At 70.0% G+C, this 23,741-nt stretch carries 23 protein-coding genes; 12 read left to right on the top strand and 11 right to left on the bottom strand.

Annotation, left to right across the window (positions count from 1 at the left end; translation table 11 throughout):
- Positions 1–39 precede the first annotated feature (39 nt).
- Complete coding sequence (locus tag J7E45_RS07580; RefSeq protein ID WP_215068253.1) at positions 40–1,074, top strand: LacI family DNA-binding transcriptional regulator; 1,035 nt, start codon at positions 40–42, stop codon at positions 1,072–1,074.
- 9 nt (positions 1,075–1,083) lie between these two features.
- Here the strand turns inward: J7E45_RS07580 and J7E45_RS07585 are convergent, their stop codons facing one another.
- The 3 genes from J7E45_RS07585 to purM are packed head-to-tail and all read right to left on the bottom strand — an operon-like array spanning position 1,084 to position 5,003.
- A complete protein-coding gene (locus J7E45_RS07585) occupies positions 1,084–2,397 on the bottom strand; it encodes a CynX/NimT family MFS transporter (protein WP_091032552.1) in 1,314 nt (437 codons plus the stop codon).
- Positions 2,394–3,866, bottom strand: a complete 1,473-nt coding sequence (purF, locus tag J7E45_RS07590) for an amidophosphoribosyltransferase (RefSeq protein WP_215068254.1) — start codon at positions 3,864–3,866, stop codon at positions 2,394–2,396. The genes J7E45_RS07585 and purF overlap by 4 nt, the downstream gene beginning before the upstream one ends.
- Before the next feature lie 6 nt (positions 3,867–3,872).
- Complete coding sequence (purM, locus tag J7E45_RS07595) at positions 3,873–5,003, bottom strand: phosphoribosylformylglycinamidine cyclo-ligase (RefSeq protein WP_215068255.1); 1,131 nt, start codon at positions 5,001–5,003, stop codon at positions 3,873–3,875.
- 86 nt (positions 5,004–5,089) lie between these two features.
- On the opposite strand from purM, the gene J7E45_RS07600 reads away from it, so the two are divergent.
- Positions 5,090–5,695, top strand: a complete 606-nt coding sequence (locus tag J7E45_RS07600) for a zinc-binding alcohol dehydrogenase (protein WP_215068258.1) — start codon at positions 5,090–5,092, stop codon at positions 5,693–5,695.
- A 3-nt stretch (positions 5,696–5,698) separates the two neighbouring features.
- Here the strand turns inward: J7E45_RS07600 and J7E45_RS07605 are convergent, their stop codons facing one another.
- Together J7E45_RS07605 and J7E45_RS18180 are read right to left on the bottom strand one after the other, a co-directional pair.
- On the bottom strand, positions 5,699–6,010 hold the full coding sequence (locus J7E45_RS07605; RefSeq protein WP_091032565.1) for a hypothetical protein: 312 nt from the start codon (positions 6,008–6,010) through the stop codon (positions 5,699–5,701).
- A gap of 109 nt (positions 6,011–6,119) precedes the next feature.
- Complete coding sequence (locus J7E45_RS18180; RefSeq protein ID WP_215068260.1) at positions 6,120–10,370, bottom strand: HtaA domain-containing protein; 4,251 nt, start codon at positions 10,368–10,370, stop codon at positions 6,120–6,122.
- Positions 10,371–10,534: 164 nt separating this feature from the next.
- Between J7E45_RS18180 and J7E45_RS07615 the strand changes: the two genes are divergently transcribed.
- From J7E45_RS07615 to J7E45_RS07625, 3 genes are read left to right on the top strand one after another with little or no spacing between them, the layout of a single operon-like run.
- Positions 10,535–11,641, top strand: a complete 1,107-nt coding sequence (locus J7E45_RS07615) for a hemin ABC transporter substrate-binding protein (RefSeq protein WP_215068263.1) — start codon at positions 10,535–10,537, stop codon at positions 11,639–11,641.
- Complete coding sequence (locus tag J7E45_RS07620; RefSeq protein WP_091032574.1) at positions 11,638–12,711, top strand: iron ABC transporter permease; 1,074 nt, start codon at positions 11,638–11,640, stop codon at positions 12,709–12,711. Before J7E45_RS07615 ends, J7E45_RS07620 begins: the two co-directional genes overlap by 4 nt.
- Positions 12,708–13,481, top strand: a complete 774-nt coding sequence (locus J7E45_RS07625) for a heme ABC transporter ATP-binding protein (protein ID WP_215068266.1) — start codon at positions 12,708–12,710, stop codon at positions 13,479–13,481. The genes J7E45_RS07620 and J7E45_RS07625 overlap by 4 nt, the downstream gene beginning before the upstream one ends.
- A gap of 26 nt (positions 13,482–13,507) precedes the next feature.
- On the opposite strand, the gene J7E45_RS07630 is transcribed toward J7E45_RS07625, so the two are convergent.
- On the bottom strand, positions 13,508–13,957 hold the full coding sequence (locus J7E45_RS07630) for a MarR family winged helix-turn-helix transcriptional regulator (RefSeq protein WP_029263090.1): 450 nt from the start codon (positions 13,955–13,957) through the stop codon (positions 13,508–13,510).
- 63 nt (positions 13,958–14,020) lie between these two features.
- Between J7E45_RS07630 and J7E45_RS07635 the strand changes: the two genes are divergently transcribed.
- Together J7E45_RS07635 and J7E45_RS07640 are read left to right on the top strand one after the other, a co-directional pair.
- Complete coding sequence (locus tag J7E45_RS07635; protein ID WP_215069723.1) at positions 14,021–14,389, top strand: VOC family protein; 369 nt, start codon at positions 14,021–14,023, stop codon at positions 14,387–14,389.
- 101 nt (positions 14,390–14,490) lie between these two features.
- The gene (locus tag J7E45_RS07640; RefSeq protein ID WP_215068267.1) at positions 14,491–14,952 is read left to right on the top strand and encodes a hypothetical protein; all 462 of its coding nucleotides are present in this window, start codon (positions 14,491–14,493) and stop codon (positions 14,950–14,952) included.
- Positions 14,953–15,023: 71 nt separating this feature from the next.
- Here the strand turns inward: J7E45_RS07640 and J7E45_RS07645 are convergent, their stop codons facing one another.
- Positions 15,024–15,392 carry a sterol carrier family protein gene (locus tag J7E45_RS07645; RefSeq protein ID WP_167632853.1) on the bottom strand — a complete coding sequence of 123 codons (369 nt, stop codon included), beginning with the start codon at positions 15,390–15,392 and terminating at the stop codon, positions 15,024–15,026.
- A gap of 3 nt (positions 15,393–15,395) precedes the next feature.
- Positions 15,396–15,860, bottom strand: a complete 465-nt coding sequence (locus J7E45_RS07650; RefSeq protein ID WP_215068268.1) for a hypothetical protein — start codon at positions 15,858–15,860, stop codon at positions 15,396–15,398.
- A 70-nt stretch (positions 15,861–15,930) separates the two neighbouring features.
- Here J7E45_RS07650 and J7E45_RS07655 point away from each other — a divergent pair, with 70 nt between their 5' ends.
- From J7E45_RS07655 to J7E45_RS07675, 5 genes are all read left to right on the top strand, one after another.
- Positions 15,931–16,470 carry a GNAT family N-acetyltransferase gene (locus J7E45_RS07655; protein WP_215068270.1) on the top strand — a complete coding sequence of 180 codons (540 nt, stop codon included), beginning with the start codon at positions 15,931–15,933 and terminating at the stop codon, positions 16,468–16,470.
- An 88-nt stretch (positions 16,471–16,558) separates the two neighbouring features.
- Entirely contained in the window at positions 16,559–17,233 is a 675-nt protein-coding gene (locus tag J7E45_RS07660; RefSeq protein ID WP_091032587.1) for a CoA pyrophosphatase, read from the top strand.
- Between the two features lie 41 nt (positions 17,234–17,274).
- A complete protein-coding gene (gene purD, locus J7E45_RS07665) occupies positions 17,275–18,552 on the top strand; it encodes a phosphoribosylamine--glycine ligase (RefSeq protein WP_215068272.1) in 1,278 nt (425 codons plus the stop codon).
- Between the two features lie 343 nt (positions 18,553–18,895).
- On the top strand, positions 18,896–19,375 hold the full coding sequence (locus J7E45_RS07670; RefSeq protein WP_215068274.1) for a helix-turn-helix domain-containing protein: 480 nt from the start codon (positions 18,896–18,898) through the stop codon (positions 19,373–19,375).
- A complete protein-coding gene (locus J7E45_RS07675; protein ID WP_215068276.1) occupies positions 19,372–20,694 on the top strand; it encodes an MFS transporter in 1,323 nt (440 codons plus the stop codon). The genes J7E45_RS07670 and J7E45_RS07675 overlap by 4 nt, the downstream gene beginning before the upstream one ends.
- 146 nt (positions 20,695–20,840) lie before the next feature.
- Here the strand turns inward: J7E45_RS07675 and J7E45_RS07680 are convergent, their stop codons facing one another.
- The 3 genes from J7E45_RS07680 to J7E45_RS07690 all read right to left on the bottom strand — a co-directional run bounded on the left by J7E45_RS07680 (position 20,841) and on the right by J7E45_RS07690 (position 23,706).
- The gene (locus J7E45_RS07680) at positions 20,841–21,569 is read right to left on the bottom strand and encodes an amino acid ABC transporter ATP-binding protein (protein WP_091032599.1); all 729 of its coding nucleotides are present in this window, start codon (positions 21,567–21,569) and stop codon (positions 20,841–20,843) included.
- Entirely contained in the window at positions 21,566–23,041 is a 1,476-nt protein-coding gene (locus J7E45_RS07685) for an amino acid ABC transporter substrate-binding protein/permease (RefSeq protein WP_215068278.1), read from the bottom strand. The genes J7E45_RS07680 and J7E45_RS07685 overlap by 4 nt, the downstream gene beginning before the upstream one ends.
- Positions 23,042–23,166: 125 nt before the next feature.
- Positions 23,167–23,706, bottom strand: coding sequence for a GNAT family N-acetyltransferase (locus J7E45_RS07690; RefSeq protein WP_215068280.1), 540 nt, complete (start codon positions 23,704–23,706; stop codon positions 23,167–23,169).
- Between the last annotated feature and the right edge of the window lie 35 nt (positions 23,707–23,741).

Consider the following 23,741-nt stretch of genomic DNA (forward strand, 5'->3'; position numbering starts at 1 on the left):
CTCCTGATATTCCGCCGATTGATCGCTACCATTGAACACATGTCACCACGCCGCCCCAAAGACGACCGCGCGCCCAGCCAGGTCGATGTCGCCCAGCTGGCCGGCGTCTCGACGCAGACCGTCTCGCGCGTCATGTCCGGACAGGACACGGTCCGCCCCGACACCGCCCGGCGAGTGATGGCCGCGGTCGAAGAGCTCGGATACCGCGTGCACGCCGCCGCCGCTTCCCTCGCCTCGGGCCGCACACGCGTGCTCGGCGTGATCGTGGTCTCGACCGACCGCTACTCGTCCGCAGCTCTCGGCGTCGGCATCCAGCAGGCGGCCGCGGCGAACGGATACACGGTGACCACGGCGGCGGTCGCCGATCATGCATCCGCCGAATCCTTCCTCGAGGCCTTCGATCGGCTCGAACGTCAGGGCGCCGAAGGCATCATCCTCGGCGTACCGGTCGAACTCGACAGCCCCGCGATGCGGGCCCGCACCGAGCGCACCCCCGCCACCCGCAGTGAGCGCACATCACTCGACGAGGATGCCCCGCTGGCCGTGGACCAGCGCGCGATCGCCCGTCTCGCCGTGGAGCATCTCCTCGACCTCGGACACTCGACCGTCTGGCACGTGTCGGGCGACGACTACTGGACAGAGACGCAGCAGCGCAGCGAGGCCTGGGAGCAGACACTGCGCGATCGCGGCATCGCGCCGCCGCCCGTCATCCCCGCCGACTGGACTCCCGAGTCGGGCTACCGCGCCGGCCGCACGATCGCGGCCATCCCCGAGGTCACCGCGGTGTTCGTCAGCAGTGACGAGATGGCCTTCGGTCTGATCCGAGCACTGCACGAGGCCGGCCGCAGCGTGCCCGACGACGTCTCGGTGGTGAGCGTCGACGACATCGCCCTCGCCGCCTACGCCTCTCCCGCGCTCACGACCGTCCGCCAGCCGTTCGAGGCGATGGGGCGGGCGGCCGCTCTCCGGGTCATCGCCCAGATCGAGGGGCACGAGGCGGTCGGCGACGTGCCGTCCACCGAACCTCAGCTCATCGTGCGCTCGTCCACCGCACCTCCGCGCTCGGCCCGCTGACCCCGCAGGTCACCAGCGTCCGTGGCGACGCTCCCACTCGTCCTCGACCGTGCGGCGACGCCCGGCGACGATGCCCGCGGGAATCGAGACGATGAGCACACCGGCGATGACGAGCAGCGGGATCTGCCAACCGGCGGTCGTCTCGTGGAGCAACCCGACCAGCAGCGGGAAGGTCGCGGCGATCGCGTAGCCGATGCTCTGCACGAACCCGCTCAGCGCGACGGCGCTCTCCGATGTGCGGGCCCGGATGCTCAGCAGCACGAGGCTCAGCGGGAACATGATGGCCGTGAGGCCGAAGATGCTCACCCACAGCGGCAGCGCGACCGTCGGGACCAGCAGGAGCCCGGTGAGCCCCACCAGACCGCCGATGACGGCGACGAAGAAGAGCGGGCGCGTGGCCTGAAAACGGACGACGAGGATCGGCACCAGCAGCGAGCAGGGCAGTCCGATCAGTGCGAACAGGGAGAGCAGGAGTCCGGCCGTCGCCGGGGTCACCCCGCCGATGTCGACGAGCATCGTCGGCATCCACGCGAACGACACGTAGGCCATGGTCGACGAGGTACCGAAGACGACCGCGAGCGCCCAGGCCAGCGGCAGCCGCCACAGGCGAGCGAAGTGCCGCCGGTTCGTCGGCGCGCTGGAGATCGGCCCGGTCACGGTCGCGACCGCATCCCGGAAGTCGTCCACACCATCGGTGGGATCGGGGACGAGGAGCTCGGCCTTCACCGGCTCGTCCCGACGCGACCCGTTCTTGAGCAGCAGCGCCACCCACGGCACGAGCGCGATCCCCGCGACGATCCCCCACATCCCGAGCGACACCCGCCAGCCGAGAGTGTCGGCGACCGGAACGGCCGCCAGCGGGGGCAGGAACGTCGACACTGCCAACGTGGTCGAGTAGATCGTCATCACGATCCCGAGTCGATCCGGGAAGTACTTCTTCACCAGCGGCGGCAACAGCACGTTGCCCGAACCGACACCCGCGAACACGACCACGGTCGCGGCGAGCAGGCTCGTCGAGTCCACCGCGAACCCTCGCAGCAGCATGCCCAGCGCCATCAGCGTGATCGCGGCGACCGCCATCCGCTCCAGGCCGAATCGCCGCTCGAGCAGCGGGGTCAGCAGCCCGAAGAGCGCGAAGCACACGGGGGGCGCGGCGCCGATCAGGCCGACGACGAGCGGCGAGACCGGGAAGTCCGCGGCGACATGATCGATCACCGGCGACAGGGAGGCGACCGCCGACCGCAGCGAGAACGCCACCAGGACGATCCCCGCGAGTGCGAGAGCCCGACCGTGCCACAGCGGTCGTGCGCTCGGCATCGTCATGAGGTCTGTGACCCCTCCACCCAGGCGAGGTATTCGTCCGAGACGGTGCCCGTCACGTAGCGGCCGTCGAAGCAGCTCATGTCGAGATCGGTGAGGACCGACCCCTCGGTAATCGCCGCCTTGAGGTCGTCGACCTCCTGGTAGACGAGGTGATCGCAGCCGAGCACTTCGGCGATCTCGGGGATCGTGCGCCCGTGAGCGATGAGCTCGTGGCGCGACGGCATGTTGATGCCGTACACATGCGGATACCGCACCGGCGGAGCCGCGGACGCGAAGGTCACCGAAGCGGCCCCGGCGTCCCGCGCCATCTGGATGATCTCCTTGGAGGTCGTCCCGCGCACGATCGAGTCGTCGATCAGCAGCACGTTCTTGCCCTGGAACTCGGTCGACATGGCGTTGAGCTTCTGGCGCACGCTCTTCTTGCGCACCGCCTGCCCCGGCATGATGAAGGTGCGGCCGACGTAGCGGTTCTTGTAGAAGCCCTCGCGGTACTCGATGCCGAGCTTGCGCGCGACCTCCATCGCGGCCGGGCGCGAGGAGTCGGGGATCGGCATGACCACGTCGATCTTGTCCATCGGCACGTGCTTCGCGATCGTGTCGGCGAGGCGGTCGCCCATGCGCAGACGCGACTCATACACCGAGATGCCGTTCATGACCGAGTCGGGGCGGGCGAGGTAGACGTACTCGAAGGCGCAGGGCGCGAGCGTCGCGGCCGTGGCGCACTGCTTGGAGAACAGTTCGCCGTCGGTGGTGATGAAGACGGCCTCGCCGGGCTCGACCTCGCGGACGACCTCGTAGTCGCCGTTCTCGAGCACGAGCGACTCACTGGCGACGACCCACTCGTCCTTGCCCTCCGCGCCGGGGACGGTCGACGGACGACGACCCAGGATCAGCGGACGGATGCCGAACGGGTCACGGAAGGCGAGCAGACCGTAGCCGGCGATCACGGCGATCACGGCATAGGCGCCTTCGATGCGCTCGTGCGTGCGGGCCACGGCCTCGAACACCCGCTCGGGGTCGAGGTCGACCGTCGAGGTCGTGTTCTGCAGCTCGCCGGCCAGCACGTTGAGCAGCAGCTCGGTGTCACTCGACGAGTTGAGGTGACGGCGGTCGCGCTTCGCCATGTCGGCCGTGAGCTCACGCGTGTTGGTGAGGTTGCCGTTGTGGATGAGGATGATGCCGTACGGCGCGTTCACGTAGAACGGCTGCATCTCCTCTTCGTTCGAGGCCGTGCCCTTGGTCGCGTACCGCACGTGACCGAGGCCGACGTTGCCGAGCAGCGCACGCATGTCGCGGGTGCGGAACGCCTCGCGGACCATGCCCTGCGCCTTGGCGTTGTGCATCACGCCGTTCGCCTCGGCGGTGGCGATACCCGTCGCATCCTGGCCGCGGTGCTGCAGCAGCAGGAGTGCGTCGTAGATGTCCTGATTGACCGGGGCAGAGCCCACCATTCCGACGATGCCGCACATGGGCTCTTACTTCGCTCCGTCCGCGTAGGCGCCGACCAGGCGCACTGCTCCACCGTCGACGCCCTTGGCGCCCTGCTCGAATTCGCCGGCCGGGCGCGGGCCGAAGCCGACGGTCCCGACCTGCCATGAGGGCATGCCCTCGGCGTTCAGCGCCGCGATCGCGGCATCCTTCTTGTCTGCGGCGACCACGGCGAGGAAGCCGATGCCGAGGTTCCAGGTGCCCTCCGCGGACTCCAGCGTGGAGCCGGCGATGTCGCTGAGCACCCGGAAGACGGGGCTCGGTGACCAGCTGTTGCGGTCGACTTCGGCCCAGCTGCCCTGCGGGAGCACGCGGGCGAGGTTCGCGGCGATGCCGCCGCCGGTGACGTGGCTGAGGGCGTGGACGCCTCCGGTCCCGGCAGAAGCGCCGAGCTGCTCGATGAGTCGCAGCAGCGGAAGCGTGTAGAGGCGGGTCGGCTCGAGCAGAGCCTCACCCCAGGTGGTGCCGAAGTCGGCGGCGTTGTCGCCGTAGCCGATGCCGGCGCGGGTGACGATGTGGCGCACGAGCGAGTAGCCGTTGGAGTGCAGTCCGCTGGAGGCGACCGCGATCACGGCGTCGCCGTCTTGCACGCGATCCGCACCGAGGATGGCATCCGCCTCGACCACACCTGTGGCTGCGCCGGCGACGTCGTAGTCACGCGGGCCGAGCAGGCCCGGGTGCTCCGCGGTCTCGCCGCCGACCAGCGCGGTGCCGGTGGCCGAGCACGCCTGAGCGATACCGCGGACGATGTCGGCGATGCGCTCGGGGACGACCTTGCCGCACGCGATGTAGTCGGTCATGAAGAGCGGCTTCGCGCCCACCACGACGATGTCGTCGACCACCATGCCGACCAGGTCCTGGCCGATCGTGTCGTGCTTGTCGATCGCCTGCGCGATCGCGACCTTCGTGCCGACGCCGTCGGTGCTGGTCGCGAGCAGCGGGCGACGGAAGTCGCGCAGCGCGCTGGCATCGAACAGGCCGGCGAACCCGCCGACACCGCCGAGCACTTCGGGGCCGTGCGTCGCGCGCACGGAAGACTTCATCAGCTCGACGGCAAGATCACCTGCAGCGGTGTCGACGCCGGCTTCGGAATAGGGATTGGTGGGGGAGGCAGCCACGCCCCCAGCCTACCGCCCGCAGGCGGTCCGACTCTCCGCGAGAGACGACCTCGGATCCGGACCCCCTCCCCGCCTACGATGGGGCCATGGCCGACAAGCCGCAGTGGCTCATCCGCGAAGACGCGAGCGTTCCGGTGCTCGTCGCGCTCGCGCTGCGCCAGCAGCTCGGGATCCGGGCGCCGGAGGACCTTCCCGCCCTTCGCGATCTCGCCGTGCGCGCGCCGGACGCCACCGATGCCTCCCCCGCAGTCGAGGAGCAGTGGCGGAGCTACTGGGACATGACCGTCGAGCCGCGCGCGCATCCGTCGGACGTGCCGCTCGAGCTCATCGACGGGTTCGACACCCTCGTGGCCCTGCCCGCCACCGGCGCGGAGGAGCTCACCACCGCGATCGCCCCGCAGGCGACATCCGCACTCCTGTACGCGCACGCCGCACATGACCGGTACGTGAGCTCGATGAAGAGCCACACCGGGGGCGATGCCTACCGCGCCTATGCGAGTGCGATCGCGGAGTTCGAGCGCGAGGTCGGCCGTCGCGCGCACTCGTTCGAGCTGAACGTGCAGGTGCTGCCGCTGTCGCAGCGCGGCATCTGGTGGATCGGAGACCTCTCGGTCGCCGTGACCGACGGTCTGCGCCGTGACGTCGTGGCGTTCGACACCGCCATCCGCCCGGTGATCGCCGAGCTGGCGTAGGGGTCAGTCCTCGACGACGGTCTCGCGGTCGACCTGCACGACGCGGTCGTGACGGCGGGCGATGCGCTCCATGACGAGGCCCGCGATTCCGCCCAGGGCGAGACCGATCGGCGCGGTCCACAGCAGCAGGAACCCGAAGACCTGACCAGGCGGGTAGACGACATCGAGGGCCTGCGACTCGTCGAAGCTGCCGGTCCAGGTGAGGATGCCGGCGGCGATGATGCCGAGCACGACGCCGATGCCCATGAGCACGCCGTACCGCGGCACACGGCGCACGGTCGCTTCGACGGTCTGGTGGGAGTCGGTGGGGGCCATAACTCCATTGTCCCACCGTCGGCGGATGCTGTGTGCCGGTCGGCGGACGGCAGAGAACGGCCCTCCCCGCGTCCGCCGCGGGGAGGGCCGTTCCGTCTTCTGCCTCGACTCAGACCTCGGTCGTCGTCTCGGCCGTCTCGTCCTTGCGGTTGCGCCGGGCGATCAGCACACCGCCGGTCGCCGCGAGCGCCACGACAACCAGGCCGCCGACGATCCACGGCCATACCGGGGCGCCGTCTTCGTCTGCCGGCTCGGTCACCGCGGTGACGGCGGTGGTGGCTTCGGAGTCGACCTCGGCCTCTTCCTCCACCGCGACGCCGCACTCGGCGTCGACGGGGATGACCGCCGTCACCGGGTCGAGCGCCTCGCCGGCGGCGTAGGTGCCGAACGCGGCAGCCCCCGCCTCGGTCAGAGTGGCCGGGAGGGCGTCGAGCGAGAGCTTGCCGTCGACGACCGCGGCATCACCGAGAGCGAACTCTGCGAGGCGGACGGCCTTCTGGTCGACGCTCTCGCCACCCTGCGTGGTGCCGCTCACGTCGAAGACGAGGTAGCCCTTGTCTCCGGCGAGTTCGAGCCGCGCGTTCGCGAGCGTCGTGTTCAGCGCACCGTCGTGGCCCGTGAACGTGATGCTGCCGCCATAGGTGATGACTCCGGTGAGGGTCTCGTCATCGAAGGATCCGGCGCCGTTCTCCCACACGTAATCCGGGTAACGGTACTCGACGTCGGTCAGCGTCCAGCCGCCCTTCGCGATGCCCTCGATGTACGTGCGGAACGACTCCTTGTAGCCCCACTGCAGCGAGGCCCCGTCGACCGTGCACGCACCGATCACGGTCTTCGCGCGGGTGAGCGTGAACGCCAGCCCGCGGTCGACCGAGCCCTGCAGGGTGAGCGTGTGCGCACCGTCTTCGAGGCTGGCGGGCAGCGTGCCCGACCAGGTCGCGAGGCCCGCGGCATCCGCGGTCACCGTGTCGAGAAGCACGGGGGTCGAGTACACGACCACCTTGATGCCCTCTTCGTTCGGCTGGAAACCGGATGCGGTGATGGTGGCCGACTGCCCGGACTCGAGCGCAGCGAGGTTCTCCGCGTCGACGTCGATGCCGTCCGATGCCGGCGGTGCCACGGGCAGGGTCGTCTTCGCCTTCACGGCGGCCGCAGCCACGGTGCCCGTGTTCCCGGCAGGCGCCGCCGCGACGGAGCCGATCGTGAACGTGACCGGGTTCAGCTCGGTCGAGTAGCCCGACAGCACCCGATCACGACCGGCCGCGGTCAGCGACGCCGGGGCCGCGGTGTAGGTGACGGCACCGTTCGCCGAGACGCGCGCGGCCCGCGAGAGGTCGAGCGTCGCGAACGGCACCTGGGCACCGCCACTCGTCACGAAGAGCGTCGCCGCTCCCGCCGAGGTAATGCGGATCTGCGGGTTCGACACGGTCACGTCGAGCACCCCGTGGTGTCCCGTGAAGCGCACCGATCCGCGGTAAACGACGCTGCCGAGCCCGGTCTTCACGTCGAAGTCTCCCCCGACGGTCTGCCCGAACTGGAACTGGCTACCCGAGCGCGTCGCGCCGTCGGAGACCGAGATCGCGCCCTGCGCGATGCCGCCCGTGATGTAGCTCGCGAACTTCGACGAGATCGCCCAGCGGAGCGATCCGCCAGGAACGCTCGCCGGCGGAGTCGTCGGCGTCGTCGGCGGCTTCGGGTCGGTGGGCTTCTCGCCGAACAGCGTGCGCCACTGGGCGTCCGTGATCGTCACGTCACCTCGCACGTAGATCGTGTCGGCGGTCGGCATCGTGTGCTGCTTCCACACGATCACCTCGTACGACTTCGTGCGGTCGAGGTTCTTCGCCGCCGTCGTGAGATCGACCGCGAACGAGCCGAACGTGATCTTCGTCACGTACTGCATCGCGAGGAAGCCACCGCCGGCCGTCACATCCGCCTCGGTGCCCTTCTCGATCAGAGCGGCGTACGCGCCGGAGATGTCACCGAGCTTCGAGGCCGCGGCCGTCACGGTCAGACCGTCCTTCGCCGTTGCCGTCTTCACGGTCGCGCCGAGGGCGGGGCCCTCCGGGAAGATCGCGTTCCACTGCGCTTCGCTGACCGGCACGGTCGTACGGGCGTAGAGGGTGTCGGCGCCCGGCATCGTGTGCTGCTTCCAGACGATGACCTCGTAGGACTTCGTGCGGTCCAGCGAGTCAGCGTCCGCCGTCAGGTCGACGCTGAACGCGCCGCCGGTGATCGACCGCACGTACTGCATCGCGAGGAAGCCACCGCCGGCCGTGACATCGGCCTCGGTGCCCTTCTCGATCACCGCGGCGTACGCGCCGGTGATCGCGCCCAGCTTCGACGCCTGCGCCGTGACAGTCAGACCGTCCTTCGCCGTCGCCGCCTTCACCGTGGCGGTGAGGCCCGCACTGTCACCGTAGTTCAGGGCGACGCTCTGCTCCTGGTCGGCGTTGACCACGCCACCCGCTGCGTACGTGTAGATGCCGTACGCACCCGGGGTCGCTGCCGCGTCCTTCAGAGTCAGGGTCGCCTCGAAGGTCCCGTCGGCGGCGATGTCCACCCACTGCGAACGGATCGCCCCCTGGTACTGCGCGGGAACCTGATTCAGCACGCCCTCGGAGAGCGCCCAGACCTGTGCTCCGACCGAGCGGGTCGACGACGCTGCGCCGGTGGACGGCTGCCACGCCGAGGCGAAGTTGCCGAACACCACATACGTGCCCTGCGGCAGATCCTTCGGGATCGGAACCCCGCGCCCGCCGACGTTGGCCGCCGGGTCGTAACCCGAGCCCTTCACGACGACCTTGTCGCCGGCCTTGAGAGCAGAGGTGCCGGCCGGCGTGGTGCCGTCAGCCAGGTACACCTCGATCGCCGGAGTGAGCGGCGCGGGCTGCAAGGCCTCCCACTGCGCGTCGGTGATGGTGATCGTCGCGCGGGCGTAGATCGTGCTCGCGTCGGGGTTCGAGTGCTGCTTCCAGACGATGAGCTCGTAGGACTTCGTGCGGTCGAGGGTGTCGGCGGCCGCCGTCAGGTCGACGGTGAACGCGCCACCGGTGATCGAGCGCACGTACTGCATCGCGAGGAACCCGCCGCTGCCGGTCACGTCCGCCTCAGTGCCCTTCTCGATCACCGCGGCGTACGCGCCGGTGATCGCGCCCAGCTTCGAGCCGGATGCGGTGACGGTCAGCCCGTCCTTCGCGGTCGCGGTCTTCACAGACGCGGAGGCGAGAGCGGTCTCGGAGTAGGTCAGGGCGACGCTCTGCTCCTGGTCGGCGTTGACCACGCCGCCCGCTGCGTAGGTGTAGACGCCGTAGGAGCCCGGGGTCGCTGCCGCGTCTTTCAGCGTCAGGGTTGCCTGGAACGTGCCGTCATCCGCGATGTCCACCCACTGCGAGCGGATCGCACCCTGATACTGCGAAGGAACCTGGTTCAGCACACCCTCGGACAGCGCCCACACCTGCGCTCCGACCGAGCGGGTCGACGACGCGGCACCGGTCGAGGGCTGCCACGCCGAGGCGAAGTTGCCGAACACCACATACGTGCCCTGCGGCAAGTCCTTCGGGATCGGAACACCGCGCCCGCCGACGTTGGCCGCCGGGTCGTAACCGGACCCCTTCACGACGATCTTGTCGCCGGCCTTGAGGGCAGAGGTGCCGGCCGGCGTCGTGCCATCGGCCAGGAACACCTCGATCGCCGGGGAGAACGGCGTCTCACCCGGGTCGGTACCGGGGTCGGTGCCCGGGTCCGTCCCGGGATCGGTGCCCGGGTCGGTGCCGGGGTCCGTGCCCGGATCCGTGCCCGGGTCCGTTCCGGGGTCGGTTCCGGGATCGGTTCCGGGATCGGTGCCCGGGTCGGTTCCGGGGTCCGTCCCCGGGTCGGTGCCGGGGTCGGTGGGCACGGGACCGAACACGGCGTCCCACTGCCCCGCGGAGATCGCGACGTCGCCGCGTCCGTAGATCGTCGTCTCATTCGGGTTCGAGTGCTTCTGCCACACCAGCACCTCGTAGGACTTCGTCCGATCGAGCGAGCCGGCAGGAGCGTCGAGCGTGAACGTGCTCGTCCCTCCGGCGACGGTCGGCATCACGAACGCCGCGTATCCGCCACCGCCGCTGAGGCCGGATTCCGTGCCCTTGACGATGAGGGCCGCGTAGGCGCCTTCGACCTCGGGCAGGCCGCTCGCCTGCACTTGCACGCTCACGCCGGACGTGGCCGCGGAGGCGACCGTCGCCGTGACCGTGGCACCGGCGGCATGCGCGGGCGGAACGATCACCGCACCGGCGGCGACGAGGAGGAAGGACACGAAAGCAGCGAGCAGCACGCGTATGCGGGTGCTCCCTGAGGATGCTGTGGCTGTGGCGTTCACGTTTCTCCACGGCTCCGGGCACGCAGAAGAGCACGCGCGCCGGCGGTGCCGCAATGCAGTCGGGCGAAGGGTCGGATGTTGGTTAGGCTTGGCTAAGCAAGCCGCCATTCCTGAGCGTAGAGGTGCGAATCAGCGCGCGTCAAGTTTTAGGATAGCCTTGCCTAATGCGTCGCGTCTTTGCCGTCTTCCTCGTCGCCGCTCTCGCCACAGGTCTCACTGCGTGCGCCGAGCCGGGAGCGAACGCCGCACCACCCGCGGCCGCAGAAGACACCTGCCCGCAGGCGTCCGCTCCCCTCGCCTCGCTCGATCTGATCGACGACGTGCGCGGGCATGAGGGCCCTTCCACCGCGTGCCTCTCCAGCCGCGCGATCGAGGCCGTCGACGACGACACCGCGCCGAAGCTCCCGGTCACGGTGACCGACAGCGAGGGCCGCGAGATCGAGATCACCGACGTCGACCGCATCCTCCCGATCGACATCTCGGGCACGATCGCGTCAACCGTGTTCGCCCTCGGACTCGGCGATCAGGTCGTCGGCCGCGACGCATCCACCGTCTTCGCCGGAACGGAAGACCTCCCGGTCGTCACCAAGACCGGACACACGCTCAACGCCGAGGCGATCCTCGAGCTCGCGCCGACGGTCGTCCTCACCGACACCACGATCGGTCCGAAGGAGGTCCGTCAGCAGCTGCGCGACGCGGGCATCGCGGTCGTGGTGATCTCCAGCGATCGGCGACTGGACACCACCGACGAGCTGGTCACCGAGATCGCCACAGCCCTCGGGGTGCCGAGCCGCGGCGAGGCGCTCATCGCGCGGCTCGACGCCTCGGTCGACGAGACACTCGCCGAGATCGCCGAGGTCGTGCCCGCCGACGAGTCCGATCGCGCGCGCATGCTCTTCCTCTACGTGCGCGGCAGCGCGAACGTGTACTACATCTTCGGCGAGGACTCCGGCGCCGACTCCCTCATCGACGCGGTCGGCGGGGTCGATGTCGCGGCCGAGATCGGCTGGGAGGGCATGAAGCCGATGACCGCCGAGGCCCTCGTCGCCGCGCAGCCCGACGTGCTGGTGATGATGACCGACGGACTCGAATCGGTCGGCGGCATCGACGGGCTCATCGAGCGGATCCCGGCCGTCGCCGAGACACCAGCCGGAGCGCACCGTCGGGTGATCGACATGGCCGACAGCGAGATCCTCAGCTTCGGCCCGCGCACCGCCGATGTGATCAGCGCCCTGGCCCGCGCCCTGTACGCCCCCGAGCCCGCGAAGTGACCGGCGAGGTCGTCACTCCGACGCCGACCAGGCACCGGAGACTCCGGTTCGCCCTGGTGACGGTCGGCCTGGTCGTCGCACTCGCGATCACCTGCGTCGTCTCGATCACGAGCGGGCAGTACGACCTGTCCCCCACCGCGCTGGTCGGCGTGCTGCTGCGCGGCGTCGGGATCGACACCGCCTGGGCGCCCGCGGCATCCACCGACTACGGCGTGATCTTCAACCTGCGGATGCCGCGCATCGTGCTCGGACTCCTCGTCGGGGCGGCCCTCGCCGTCTCAGGTGTGCTCATGCAGGCGATCTTCGGCAACCCGCTCGCGGATGCCGGCGTCGTCGGCGTCTCGTCGGGTGCGGCGCTCGGCGCGGCGGCGAGCATCACGTTCGGACTCGCGACCTTCGGCATGTGGACCACACCGGCATTCGCGTTCGCCGGCGGCCTGATCGCCGTGTTCTCGGTGTACTTCATCAGCCGATCCGGCGGCCGCACCGAGGTCGTGACGCTGCTGCTCACGGGCATCGCGATCAATGCCATCGCCGGCGCGGGCTTGGCCTTTCTCACGTTCCTCGGCACGACGTCGACGCGCGAGCAGATCGTGTTCTGGCAGCTCGGGTCGCTGAACGGCGCCCTGTGGTCGAACATCCAGCTAGTCGCACCGCTCGTCCTGATCGGCGTCGTGGTCGCCCTGATCGTGGCCCCCAGCCTCGACCTCTTCGCCCTCGGCGAGCGCACCGCACGGCACCTCGGCGTCAATGTCGAGCTGCTGCGGATCGTGGTCATCGTGACGGTCGCGCTGCTGGTGTGCGCGGCGGTCGCCTTCGCCGGGATCATCGGCTTCGCCGGACTCATCGTGCCGCACCTGATGCGCATGCTGATCGGCCCCGCCCACCTGCCCCTCGTGATCGCCTCGGCGCTCGGCGGCGCACTGCTCATCGCCGTCGCCGACCTCGTCGCGCGCACCGCCGTTCCGCTCGCCGACCTGCCGATCGGCATGATCACCTCGCTCGTGGGCGGCCCGTTCTTCCTGTGGCTGCTCGTGCGCACGCGCCGCCGTTCGGGAGGCTGGGCATGACCGTGCGGCTCCGCGGTGCGGGGCTCACGGTGCGCGTCGGTGAGGGGCGGACGATCCTCGACGACGCCTCCATCGAGATCCACGGCGGCGAGATCCACGCCCTGGTCGGCCCCAACGGGGCGGGCAAGTCCACCCTGTTCGGGGTGCTCGCCGGCGATGTGACCGCACAGGCGGGAACGGTCGAGATCGACGATCAGCCCATCGCACAGGTCAAGCCGCGCCTCCTCGCCCGGGAGCGCGCCGTGCTGCTGCAGGAGAACACGGTCACCTTCCCCTTCAGCGCCGAGCAGGTGGTGCGCATGGGTCGGACGCCGTGGGCGCGCACGCCGGCGGCGGACGATGACGACGAGCTGGTGGCTGCGGCCATGGCGCAGACCGAGGTGACGGCGCTCAAGGCCCGCGCGGTGCCCTCGCTCTCCGGCGGCGAGCGCGCCCGCGTCGCGCTCGCCCGCGTGATCGCCCAGAGCACCGGCATCCTGCTGCTCGACGAGCCGACCGCTGCCCTCGACCTCAAGCATCATGAAGACGTCATGCGGCTGATCCGTGGGCGGGCGGATGCCGGCATCGCCGTGGCGATCGTGCTGCACGACCTCAATGCCGCACTCGCCCACGCCGACCGTGTCACGCTGCTCTCCGACGGCCGGGTCGCGGCGACGGGCACGGCGGCCGAGGTGCTGACGGCCGCGCGGATCGAGCAGGTCTACGGCCAGGCGGTCGACGTGTTCCCGCATCCGACCACGGGGGTGCCTTTGGTGGTCGCTCGGCGCTGAGTCGCGTCCCGGCCACGCGCGCCGGACTACTCCTCGTCGCGCAGGGAGCGGATCATGCCCCGCAGGATCTTCCGCGCGCCCGCCTGCTCGGCCTCGGTCATGCCCGACAGCATCCGGACCTCGACCGAACGGACGGCGGCCGTCGCCTTCGCGAGACTCTGCCGGCCACGGTCGGTGAGGCGGGCGGGGAGGGCCTTCCCGACCGGCGGCTCGGCGGGCCTGGTCACGAAGCCGTCCCGCTCGAGGGCCTGGAGCAGCACGTTCATCGACTGGCGGGTGACGAACGCGCCGCGCGCGAGCTCGGAGTTCGAGAGGCCGGGGCGCTGGGAGAGCAGCTCGAGGCAGGAGTAGTGCGTGATGGTCATGCCGAGCGGGCGCAGCACCTCCTCCATCGAGGTGCGGAGAGCGCTGGACGCCTCCTTCAGCAGGTAGCCCAGCGACGTGTCGAGCTCGATGCCGGCGCGATCTTGACTCATGTCAGTAGTCTGACATACGCTTACTCATGTCAGAAAACTGACATGAAACGAAGGACTCTCCTCATGCCCGTCACCGGCCCCGATTTCCTCTCCCTCCAGGCACGCGACCTCGCCGCCTCGCAGGCGTTCTATGAGAACTACCTCGGACTCGTCCGCTCGCCGGCGGGCCCCCCGCACGCCGTCGTGTTCCAGACGACGCCGATCGCGTTCGCGCTCCGGGACATCGCACCCGGCACCGACCTGACCGACGTCGCGCAGCCGGGAATCGGCGCCGCGATCTGGCTGCACGCCACCGACGTCCAGGCGATCCACGATCGACTCGTCGCCGACGGCCACACCATCGTGGCCGACCCGATCGACGGCCCCTTCGGTCGCACCTTCACCTTCTCCGACCCCGACGGCTACCGGATCACCCTTCACGACCAGACATGACCCGTACCCCTCCGGGTGCCGGGATGGCCGGCGACATACAATCGCGATTGATTGCGAAGGAACGGCGGAGGCGCCGGCAGCGGCGCGAGGGAGGGGTCGGGATGTTCGGTTCGAAGAAAAAGAAGAAGCAGAAGCTCAGCTTCAGCGACCTCGTGGAGCAGCTCCGGCCCGACCTGAGTCGGGAGTCGCTCGGTGTCGGGCCCGACTTCCCCGGGGTCGCCCCAAACCCGCTCCTGAGCGGAGACGCCCGCACGCGCAACGCGGAGCTGCGCGCGGGAGTGCTCGCGCTCGGCGTTCTCGTCGACTGGCGCGAGGTCAGCAGTGACGGCAGCCCCCGCGTGGTCCTGATGCTCGATGTGGAGACGGCTGAGGGCCACTCGTTCCGCGGCATCGCCGACGAAGACCTCACGATCACCGAGCTCACCCGACTCGCACCGGGACAGACGATGCCCGTGCTCTACCGGCCGGCCGTCCTCGACCACTACGTCGCCCTCGCCCGCGATGCCGACCCCGGCCGCGTGCAGCAGCTGGCCGACGAGATCGCGCGCCGCAAGGGAGCCTGACCCGGAGGCGCCGGTCGAGCGCTCGCACGCGATCGTCGGGCGGACCGCCGTCGCCTCTGCGTGCGCTCGCGCTACGGACGAACCGGGAGCACGTCGCTGAGATCCGCGCGCGTGCCGGAGGCATGGATGCGACCGCCGGCCGCGGCATCCGTCCACGCCTCCGCGCCCGTGGCCACCGCGATCCAGGTCGCGGCATCCATCTCGACGACGTTCGGCGGTGTGCCGCGCGTGTGGCGAGGGCCCTGGATCACCTGCACCGCGCCGAACGGAGGCACTCGGACCTCGACGCTGTTGCCCGGCGCCTTCTCGTCGAGCAGCTGCAGCAGGTAGCGCACGGCGGTGGCGAGGTCGGTCCGCTGCGGCTTCGTGCCGGCGGCATCCGCATCGCGAACGGCATCCAGTGCCGAACGTCCGTCGATGATGTCGATCTTCCTGGCCATCGCTCAGCTCTCCCCCACGACGACGACCGACCAGGCCCCGACCGCGTCCCGACCCAGCCCGTTCGCCGTGACCTCGGTCGCGGCATCCAAGCCCATATCGATCCGCTGCGGCTCGCCGTCGCAGACCAGATCGTCGGTGCGGATCGTCTGCGACGTCACGGAGCCGCCGGCATCCGATCCGCTCAGGGCGATGTCGGCACTCATCGTCTCGGGACCGAAGCACGCGAACAGCACCGAGACGATCGCCGTCGGCTCATCGAACGCGGCCGTGACCCCGCCTTCGCCGACGACATCCGAGAGCGGGGACGCCAACCCGGCGAGCGTCGCGAGAGACCCGGCGATCTCACGGGAGTCCTGCGTCGCCATCCAGTCCTGCACGGCGTCGGGGTCGACCTCAGGCGTCGCGGAACACCCGGTGAGCACCGCCATCAGCACCGCGCCCAGCGCGAATCCCCGCCATCGCCTCATCCCGCGAGCCTACCTTCGGCGCGCGTCCGCGTCGGCGACGCGGACCCCACGAAACGGGGATCATGGAGGCATGAGCATCGCCCTTCGCCCCTGGACGCCCGCCGACGCGGAAGCTCTGCAACGGGCGTGGCAGACGGCACCCGACCTCGCCACCCAGTTCGGATCCACCGGGCTCACCTCGCCCGCGGCGGCGCGCGCCTACATCGACGAATCGCTGCTGTTCGAGGAGCGGGCGAGGAACTGGGCGATCGTGGAAGACGGCGTCGCCATCGGCAACGTGGCAGCGACCGCGATCGAGCTCCGCCACGAGACGGCCTGGATCTCGTACTGGCTCGCACCCGCCGCCCGCGGCCGCGGGTATGCGAACGGCGCCGTGCTCGCGGTGTCCGACTGGGCGTTCCGGCACGGGCTTCATCGACTCGAACTCGGCCACCGCGTGAACAACCCCGCCTCGTGCCGCGTGGCGACGGCATCCGGCTTCCGGGCGGAGGGGGTCGAACGCGAGAAGCTCCGGTACGGCGCCGAGCGGTTCGACGTCGAACGGCACGCGCGACTGCGCAGCGACCCCGCCCCCGCTTCGTCGTTGTCGCTGCCGTTGTCGATGGCGTGACCCACACCTTTCGGCGGCGTCGCTCGCCGCGCTCGGCGGGCCGGGAAACGCGGGCCACGAACGCCCGACGCGTCCTAAGCTCGGACGCATGAGCATGCATCCACAGGGCGCCCGCGCCGAGCTGCTCGCCGCTGTCGCCGACCACTCCTGGGGCGTACGGATCCCGCCGCTCGCCGACCCGCACAACGCGCACGACGCCGCGGTGCTCATCCTGTTCGGGGTGCTGGACCGCGTCCCCGCCCCGACGGCCGATGCCGCTGTCGCCCGCGACCTCGACGTGCTGCTGCAGCGGCGAGCGCCCACCCTCTCGTCCCATCCCGGACAGGTCTCCTTCCCCGGCGGGCGAGTGGAGCCCGATGACGCCGATCTGGTCGCCACCGCGCTGCGCGAAGCCGAAGAGGAGACCGGGCTCGATCCGGCCGGCGTCGAGATCCTGGCCACGCTGCCCGTGATCCCTCTCGCCGCGAGCAACCACCTCGTCACACCGGTGCTCGCCTGGTGGCAGTCGCCGTCGAGGGTCGTGGCCGTCGACCACGCCGAGACGGTCGAGGTGTTCCGAGTGCCCGTCGCGCAGCTGCTCGACCCCGCGACCCGGTTCACCTCGACGCTCACGCGGATGGGCCGCACCTTCCGCGGACCGGCGTTCGACGTCGATGGGACGATCGTGTGGGGTTTCACCGCGATGGTGCTCGACGCCCTCTTCGACGCCACCGGCTGGACGGTGCCCTGGGACGCCACGGTGGAGCGGACCGTCGAGGTCTGAGGCGGTCTGCGTCGTCGGTTCCCCCTCGGTAGTCTGGACGGGTGAAGATTCTCGTCCTCGGTTCCGGTGCCCGCGAGCACGCGATCATCCTCGCCCTGCGGGCCGAGCAGACGGAGCACGAGATCTTCGTCGCACCAGGCAACGCCGGCATCGCGCAGGATGCGACCCCCGTCTCGGTCGATCCTCTCGACGGCGGAGCGGTCACCGCATTCGCCCACGAGCACGCGATCGACCTCGTCGTCGTCGGCCCGGAGGCCCCGCTCGTCGCCGGAGTCGCCGACGCCCTGCGCGTCCGCGGCATCCCGGTGTTCGGACCGGGCAAGGCCGCCGCCCAGCTCGAGGGCTCGAAGTCGTTCGCCAAGCGGGTGATGGATGCCGCCGGCGTGCCGACCGGACGCGCTGTCCGTGCCGCCAGCACCACCGAGGTCGAGGCCGCGTTCGACGATCTCGGCGCCCCGTACGTGGTCAAGGCCGATGGCCTCGCGGCCGGCAAGGGCGTCATCGTCACGTCCGACCGCGCCGAGGCTCTCGCCCACGCCCAGCAGTACCTCCCCGCGGGCCCGGTGCTCATCGAGGAGTTCCTCTCCGGCCCCGAGGTCTCCCTGTTCTTCCTGAGCGACGGCGACACCGTGCGGGCGCTCAGCCCCGCGCAGGACTTCAAGCGCGCGCTCGACGGCGACGCCGGACCCAACACCGGCGGCATGGGCGCATATTCGCCACTGCCGTGGCTCGCCGAGCAGTTCGGCAGCGAGCAGGCCTTCGTCGAAGAGGTCACCCGCGACGTGGCTCTCCCCGTGGTGCGGCAGCTCGACGCCGAGGGCACGCCGTTCATCGGGCTCCTCTACGCGGGACTCATCCTGACCCCGGCGGGTGTGCGCGTGATCGAGTTCAACGCGCGCTTCGGCGACCCCGAGACGCAGATCGTGCTGCCCCGCCTGGTCACCCCGCTGTCGCAGCTGCTGTTCGCCGCGGCATCCGGCACCCTCGAAGATCAGCCGGAGCCCGAGTTCAGCGATGACGTCGCGATCACGGTCGTGTTGGCCAGCGAGGGCTACCCCGAGGCGCCGCAGACCGGACGCCCGATCGAGGGCCTCGCGGATGCCGCGGCTGTCGAGGGTGTCCGTCTCGTGCATGCCGCGACCGCGAGCCCGGATGCTCCCGGCGGATCGCTCATCGCCACGGGCGGCCGTGTGCTGAACGTGGTGGCCGTGGCCTCCGACTTCCGCACCGCGCGCGACCGTGCGTACGACGCGATCGCCCGCATCCGCCTCGACGGCTCGCACTACCGCACCGACATCGCCGCCCGCGTCGCGGACTAGCCTCCGCGCGCCCGCCTCCCGCCTCTGCGCGCGAGTGCACGGCTTCGCGACCCTGCCACCTCGCCGCCCGCGTCGCGGACTAGCCTCCGCGCGCCCGCCTCCCGCCTCTGCGCGCGAGTGCACGGCTTCGCGACCCTGCCACCTCGCCGAGCGCACGGCTTCGCGACGAGTGCACGGCTTCGCGACGCAAACACCCCGTGCACTCGGCAGCATCCCGTGCACTCGGCACCGGCCAGCGCGGCGAGCGCGGCGAGCGCGCGATTTCGGCCGAGTCCCAGCGCGAATCCTGCCAACGTGCGGGTTCGCGGTTGACGTGGCGAGCTTTCTTCAAGAAAGTGGGCGGATGCCGCTTCGCTCCGACTGGTCGTCCTCGACCTGCCCGATCGCCCGCTCCGCCGACGTGCTCGCCGACCCGTGGGTGCTCCTCATCCTGCGCGAGCTCTTCTCGGGTCGCACCCGCTTCGACCAGCTGCGCGATGCCACCGGCGCGGCCGACTCGGTGCTCTCCCGGCGACTGACCTCGATGGGTGAGGCCGACCTCGTCGTGCGCGAAGACCCCGACGACGCTCGCAGCGGCTACCGGCTGACGGATGCCGGACGCCAGACGCTCCCGATCCTGCACGCCTACGCGCGGTTCGCCCGCATCACCGGCCCCGATGGCGCCTGGGGTCTGACGGTCAGCTGCGGCCGGTGCGGCGACGTCTCGGAGTCGGTCGACTGGTGTGCGACCTGCGCGGCGCCGCTCGACGCCGACAGCACCCGCTGGGCACGACGCAGCATGGGCGGGGAGCCCTTCGCGCTTCTCGCCGGGCACGCGGCATGACCTCCGAATCGGTCGACGAGCCGACCGCCGGGCCCATCGAGAGCCGACAGCGCCGCTTCCACCCGGCATGGACCGTCGCGCTCGTCGCCCTCATCGCGCTCATCGGCGCCGCCGGCTTCCGCGCCGCCCCCGGCGTGCTCATGGTGCCGCTCGAAGAGGAGTTCGGTTGGAGCACCGCCGAACTCTCGCTCGCGGTCTCGATCAACCTCCTGCTCTACGGCCTCATCGCCCCGTTCGCCGCCGCGCTCATGCAGCGCTTCGGCATCCGCGCGGTCACGGTCGTCGCACTCTTCGTGATCGGCGCGGGCGCGGCACTGAGCGTTTTCGTCGCCACTCCCGGCCAGCTCATCCTGACCTGGGGTGTGCTGATCGGCCTCGGCACCGGATCGATGGCGCTGGTGTTCGCCGCCACGATCACCGACACGTGGTTCGCGACCCGCCGCGGCCTGGTCTCGGGCGTGCTCACGGCCGGCAGCGCGACCGGACAGCTCATCTTCCTCCCCGTGATCGCGGTCGCCGCGGAAGACATCGGATGGCGCGGGGCCTCGCTCATCATCGCAGGCGGCGCTCTCGCGGTCATGCCCCTCGTCTGGATCTTCCTGCGCAACCGCCCGAGCGACCTCGGCGTCGCGCGCTACGGCGAAGCCGCGCCCACCGTGGCGGCGCCACCGGTTCCCCGCGGAACGGCCTGGGGAGCCGCGAAGCTCGCGCTGACCACGCTGCGAGAGGCCGCGCGCACGAAGACGTTCTGGGCGCTGGCGATCGGGTTCGCGATCTGCGGGGCGACGACCAACGGACTCATCGGCACGCACTTCATCCCCAGCGCGCACGACCATGGGATGGCGACCACGACCGCCGCCGGCCTGCTCGCGGTCGTCGGCATCTTCGACATCGTCGGCACCGTGTTCTCCGGGTGGCTGACCGACCGTGTGAACCCCCGCATCCTGCTCGCGGCGTACTACGCACTACGCGGGGTGAGCCTGCTGTTCCTCCCGAGCCTGCTCTCGGCCGAGGTGCAGCCGAGCATCATCGTGTTCATCGTCATCTACGGCCTCGACTGGGTCGCCACGGTGCCGCCGACGATCGCGCTGTGCCGCGAGGTCTTCGGCGACAAGGGACCGCTGGTGTTCGGCTGGGTGTTCGCGGCGCACCAGATCGGCGCGGGTATCGCGTCCGTGCTCGCCGGGGTCGTCCGCGACCACACGGGCCAGTACACGTTCGCGTGGTTCGCGGCAGCCGGTCTCTGCGCGGTCGCGGCTCTGGTCAGCGCGACCATCCGCCGGCACCCTGCCCCCGCACCTGCCCCCGTTCGCGAGTAGCCGCGCGTTCCGCCCCGTCGAGTGCACGGGATGCTGCCGACTGCACGGCTTGTTCACGTGTACAAGCCGTGCACTCGGCGCGAACCCGTGCACTCGGCGTCAGCGAGCGGGCGCGGGCGAGCGGCGCGAGCGCGCGAGCGCCGGGGTCAGAGCACCTTCGAGAGGAAGTCCTTCAGACGCTCGTTCTTGGGGGCGCCGAACAGCTCGGCGGGCGGGGCCTCCTCGACCACGACGCCGCCGTCCATGAAGACCGTGCGGCCGGAGACCTCGCGGGCGAAGCCCATCTCGTGCGTCACCAGCACCATCGTCATGCCGCCTTCGGCCAGGTCGCGGATGACCTGCAGCACCTCGCCCACCATCTCGGGGTCGAGGGCGCTCGTCGCCTCGTCGAACAGCATGATCTCGGGGTCCATCGCGAGCGCACGGGCGATCGCCACACGCTGCTTCTGACCACCGGAGAGGGATGCCGGCTTCGCATCCGCCTTCTCTGACAGACCGACGCGCTCGAGGAGAGCCAGCGCCCGCTCGCGCGCCTGAGCCTTCGTCATCTTGCCGCACTCGACCGGCGCGAGGGTGATGTTCTCGAGCACCGTCATGTGCGGGAACAGGTTGAAGTGCTGGAACACCATGCCGATGCGCTGACGCACCTCGTCGAGCTTCACGCTCTTGTCGGTCAGGTCGACGCCGTCGATGATGACGTGCCCCGACGTCGGCTCCTCGAGCTTGTTGAGGCAGCGCAGCAGGGTGGACTTCCCGGAGCCCGAAGGACCGATGACGGCGACGACCTCGCCGTCCTCCACCGCCAGGTTGATGCCCTTGAGCACCTCGTTGTCGCCGAACGACTTGTGCAGGTCCTGCACCACGATCTTGCTCATGCGTTGAACGTCCTCTCCAGGCGGTTCGCGAGCAGCGTCAACAGCGTGATCACGATGAAGTAGATGATGGCGACGATGGTCAGCACCTGCGCCGACAGGTACGTCGAGGCGATGATCTGGCGGGACACGAACGTCAGCTCCGCGAGGCCGATGACGCTGATCAGCGACGTGTCCTTGAGGGTGATGATGCCCTGGTTCACGAACGACGGGATCATGATGCGGAAGGCCTGCGGGAGCACGACCTTCTGCATGGTCTTCCAGTGGCTGAGGCCCAACGAACGCGAAGCCTCGTTCTGACCCGGGTCGACCGCCTGGATGCCGCCGCGGATGATCTCGGTCATGTACGCGCCCGTGTTGAGCGAGAGCGTGATCGCACCGGCGACGAAGGGGTTGAACGTGAGGTCGGGGATCAGCTGCGGGATCGCGAAGAACACGAAGAACGCCTGGATGAGGATCGGGGTGCCTCGGAAGATGTAGACGTAGGCGGTGGCGATCCAGCGGAACGGTGCGATCTTCGAGACCCGGCCGAAGCCGAAGATGAGGCCCAGGATGAAGGCGGCCACGATCGCGACGATCGTCGCGAGGATCGTGAGCCACAGACCCTCCATGAGCGCCGGCCAGTACTGCACCGCGACGGAGATGATGTCGGTCGGCTGGGCGGATTCCTCACCGCCGGAGAGGTAGGTGTCGACGATCTTGTCGTATTCGCCCGAGGCCTTGAGATTCGCGAGACCCTCGTTGAACATCTCGATCAGCTCGGGGTTCTGCCCCTTGTTGACCGCGAAGCCGTACTCGCCACCCAGCTCAGGTTGGCCGATCAGACGGAAGCCGGAACCCTGCTGGATGCCGTAGGCCAGCACCGGGAAGTCCTCGAAGTAGCCGACCGCCTGGCCGGCCTTCACTGCATCCACCATGTCGGTCGTGTCCTGGTAGGGGGTGACCTTGAAGCCGTACTCGTCCTTGTTCTCGTCGGCGAAAGTCTGCCCCTGCGTGCCGGTCTTGACGGCAACGGCCTTGCCGTCGAGGTCGTCGAGGGACTGGATGTCGCTCGCCTCGAGTACACCGAGCTGGATGCCGCTGGTGAAGTACGGCTCGCTGAAGTCGAACGTCTTCTCGCGCGCCTCGGTGATCGACATGCCGGCCATGACGGCGTCGACCTGGTTGGACTGCAGCGCTTGGACGGCGGCATCGAATCCGAGCTGGCGGATCTCGACCTCGAAGCCCTGGTCTTTCGCGATCGCACGGAGCAGATCCATGTCGATGCCGACGAGGTCACCGTCCGCGTTCGTGAACTCGAACGGCGCGAACGTCGTGTCGGTGCCGATGACGTACTTCTCGTCGTCCGCGGCGGTGGCGGGGGCGGCTCCGGCCAGGAGCGCGCCGACGGCGACGAAGGCGACCAGCGCGGCCGCGCCGACGGTGCGGACGGATCGGCGCAGGCGGCCCGTCGCGGCGGATGGATTTCGGATCACGACGTGTGCTCCTCGGGTCGACAGCAGCGACCGGACGATCGCCGAGCATCCACCTTAGTCGCCGCCCCGCCGCGCACCCGCCTCGACGGGTCTGCCAGGAACCGCGCAGAAGGGCGGATCCGGGCTCAGGCCGGCGACAGCTCGATCCAATACTGCCGCACGCGGGGCTGCCCCGGCTCGGGAGCCTCGACCACGTCTTCCAGCTCACCGCCGGCCCCTTCGATCGTGCGGATGGAGCCGATGTTGTCGTCGTCGCAGGTGAGCATCACGCGGTCGTATCCCTCGGACTTCGCGAACCGGAGCACGAGACGGAGGGCCTCGCGCACGATTCCCTCCCGACGCCGGGAAGGGATCGTCGCGTAGCCGATGTGGCCGCCGAAGCGACGCAGCCAGTCGTTGAGCTCACGGCGGAACGCGATGAACCCCACGACGCGGTCGCCCTCGGTGATCCAGAAGAAGTCGCACTCCACGTGCCCCTCGGGCAACACCGCGCCCGGAGTGGCGTACAGCTCCGCCTTCGCGACGAACGCCTCGCACGCGGCCCGGTCGGGCGTGAATCCCTGTTCGTAACCGCCACCGTCGATGTGTCCGCCGTCGAACTCGGCCACGGCAGCGGCCCAGGAGTCGAAGAGGTCGATGGTCGGTCGAGCGAGAGCGATCGTCATCGCCCGATGACACCAGAAAGGCACCGTATCCGCAA

Source organism: Microbacterium sp. ISL-59 (assembly GCF_018613945.1).
GTDB lineage: Bacteria > Actinomycetota > Actinomycetes > Actinomycetales > Microbacteriaceae > Microbacterium > Microbacterium oxydans_B.

What these genes read in the sequence shown, in the direction of transcription:
- J7E45_RS07580 (WP_215068253.1), top strand. Translation starts at nt 40, where the DNA reads ATGTCACCACGCCGCCCCAAAGACGACCGCGCGCCCAGCCAGGTCGAT.
- J7E45_RS07585 (WP_091032552.1), bottom strand. Translation starts at nt 2,397, where the DNA reads ATGACGATGCCGAGCGCACGACCGCTGTGGCACGGTCGGGCTCTCGCA.
- purF (WP_215068254.1), bottom strand. Translation starts at nt 3,866, where the DNA reads ATGTGCGGCATCGTCGGAATGGTGGGCTCTGCCCCGGTCAATCAGGAC.
- J7E45_RS07600 (WP_215068258.1), top strand. Translation starts at nt 5,090, where the DNA reads ATGGCCGACAAGCCGCAGTGGCTCATCCGCGAAGACGCGAGCGTTCCG.
- J7E45_RS07605 (WP_091032565.1), bottom strand. Translation starts at nt 6,010, where the DNA reads ATGGCCCCCACCGACTCCCACCAGACCGTCGAAGCGACCGTGCGCCGT.
- J7E45_RS07615 (WP_215068263.1), top strand. Translation starts at nt 10,535, where the DNA reads ATGCGTCGCGTCTTTGCCGTCTTCCTCGTCGCCGCTCTCGCCACAGGT.
- J7E45_RS07625 (WP_215068266.1), top strand. Translation starts at nt 12,708, where the DNA reads ATGACCGTGCGGCTCCGCGGTGCGGGGCTCACGGTGCGCGTCGGTGAG.
- J7E45_RS07630 (WP_029263090.1), bottom strand. Translation starts at nt 13,957, where the DNA reads ATGAGTCAAGATCGCGCCGGCATCGAGCTCGACACGTCGCTGGGCTAC.
- J7E45_RS07635 (WP_215069723.1), top strand. Translation starts at nt 14,021, where the DNA reads ATGCCCGTCACCGGCCCCGATTTCCTCTCCCTCCAGGCACGCGACCTC.
- J7E45_RS07640 (WP_215068267.1), top strand. Translation starts at nt 14,491, where the DNA reads ATGTTCGGTTCGAAGAAAAAGAAGAAGCAGAAGCTCAGCTTCAGCGAC.
- J7E45_RS07645 (WP_167632853.1), bottom strand. Translation starts at nt 15,392, where the DNA reads ATGGCCAGGAAGATCGACATCATCGACGGACGTTCGGCACTGGATGCC.
- J7E45_RS07650 (WP_215068268.1), bottom strand. Translation starts at nt 15,860, where the DNA reads ATGAGGCGATGGCGGGGATTCGCGCTGGGCGCGGTGCTGATGGCGGTG.
- J7E45_RS07655 (WP_215068270.1), top strand. Translation starts at nt 15,931, where the DNA reads ATGAGCATCGCCCTTCGCCCCTGGACGCCCGCCGACGCGGAAGCTCTG.
- J7E45_RS07660 (WP_091032587.1), top strand. Translation starts at nt 16,559, where the DNA reads ATGAGCATGCATCCACAGGGCGCCCGCGCCGAGCTGCTCGCCGCTGTC.
- J7E45_RS07670 (WP_215068274.1), top strand. Translation starts at nt 18,896, where the DNA reads ATGCCGCTTCGCTCCGACTGGTCGTCCTCGACCTGCCCGATCGCCCGC.
- J7E45_RS07675 (WP_215068276.1), top strand. Translation starts at nt 19,372, where the DNA reads ATGACCTCCGAATCGGTCGACGAGCCGACCGCCGGGCCCATCGAGAGC.
- J7E45_RS07680 (WP_091032599.1), bottom strand. Translation starts at nt 21,569, where the DNA reads ATGAGCAAGATCGTGGTGCAGGACCTGCACAAGTCGTTCGGCGACAAC.
- J7E45_RS07690 (WP_215068280.1), bottom strand. Translation starts at nt 23,706, where the DNA reads ATGACGATCGCTCTCGCTCGACCGACCATCGACCTCTTCGACTCCTGG.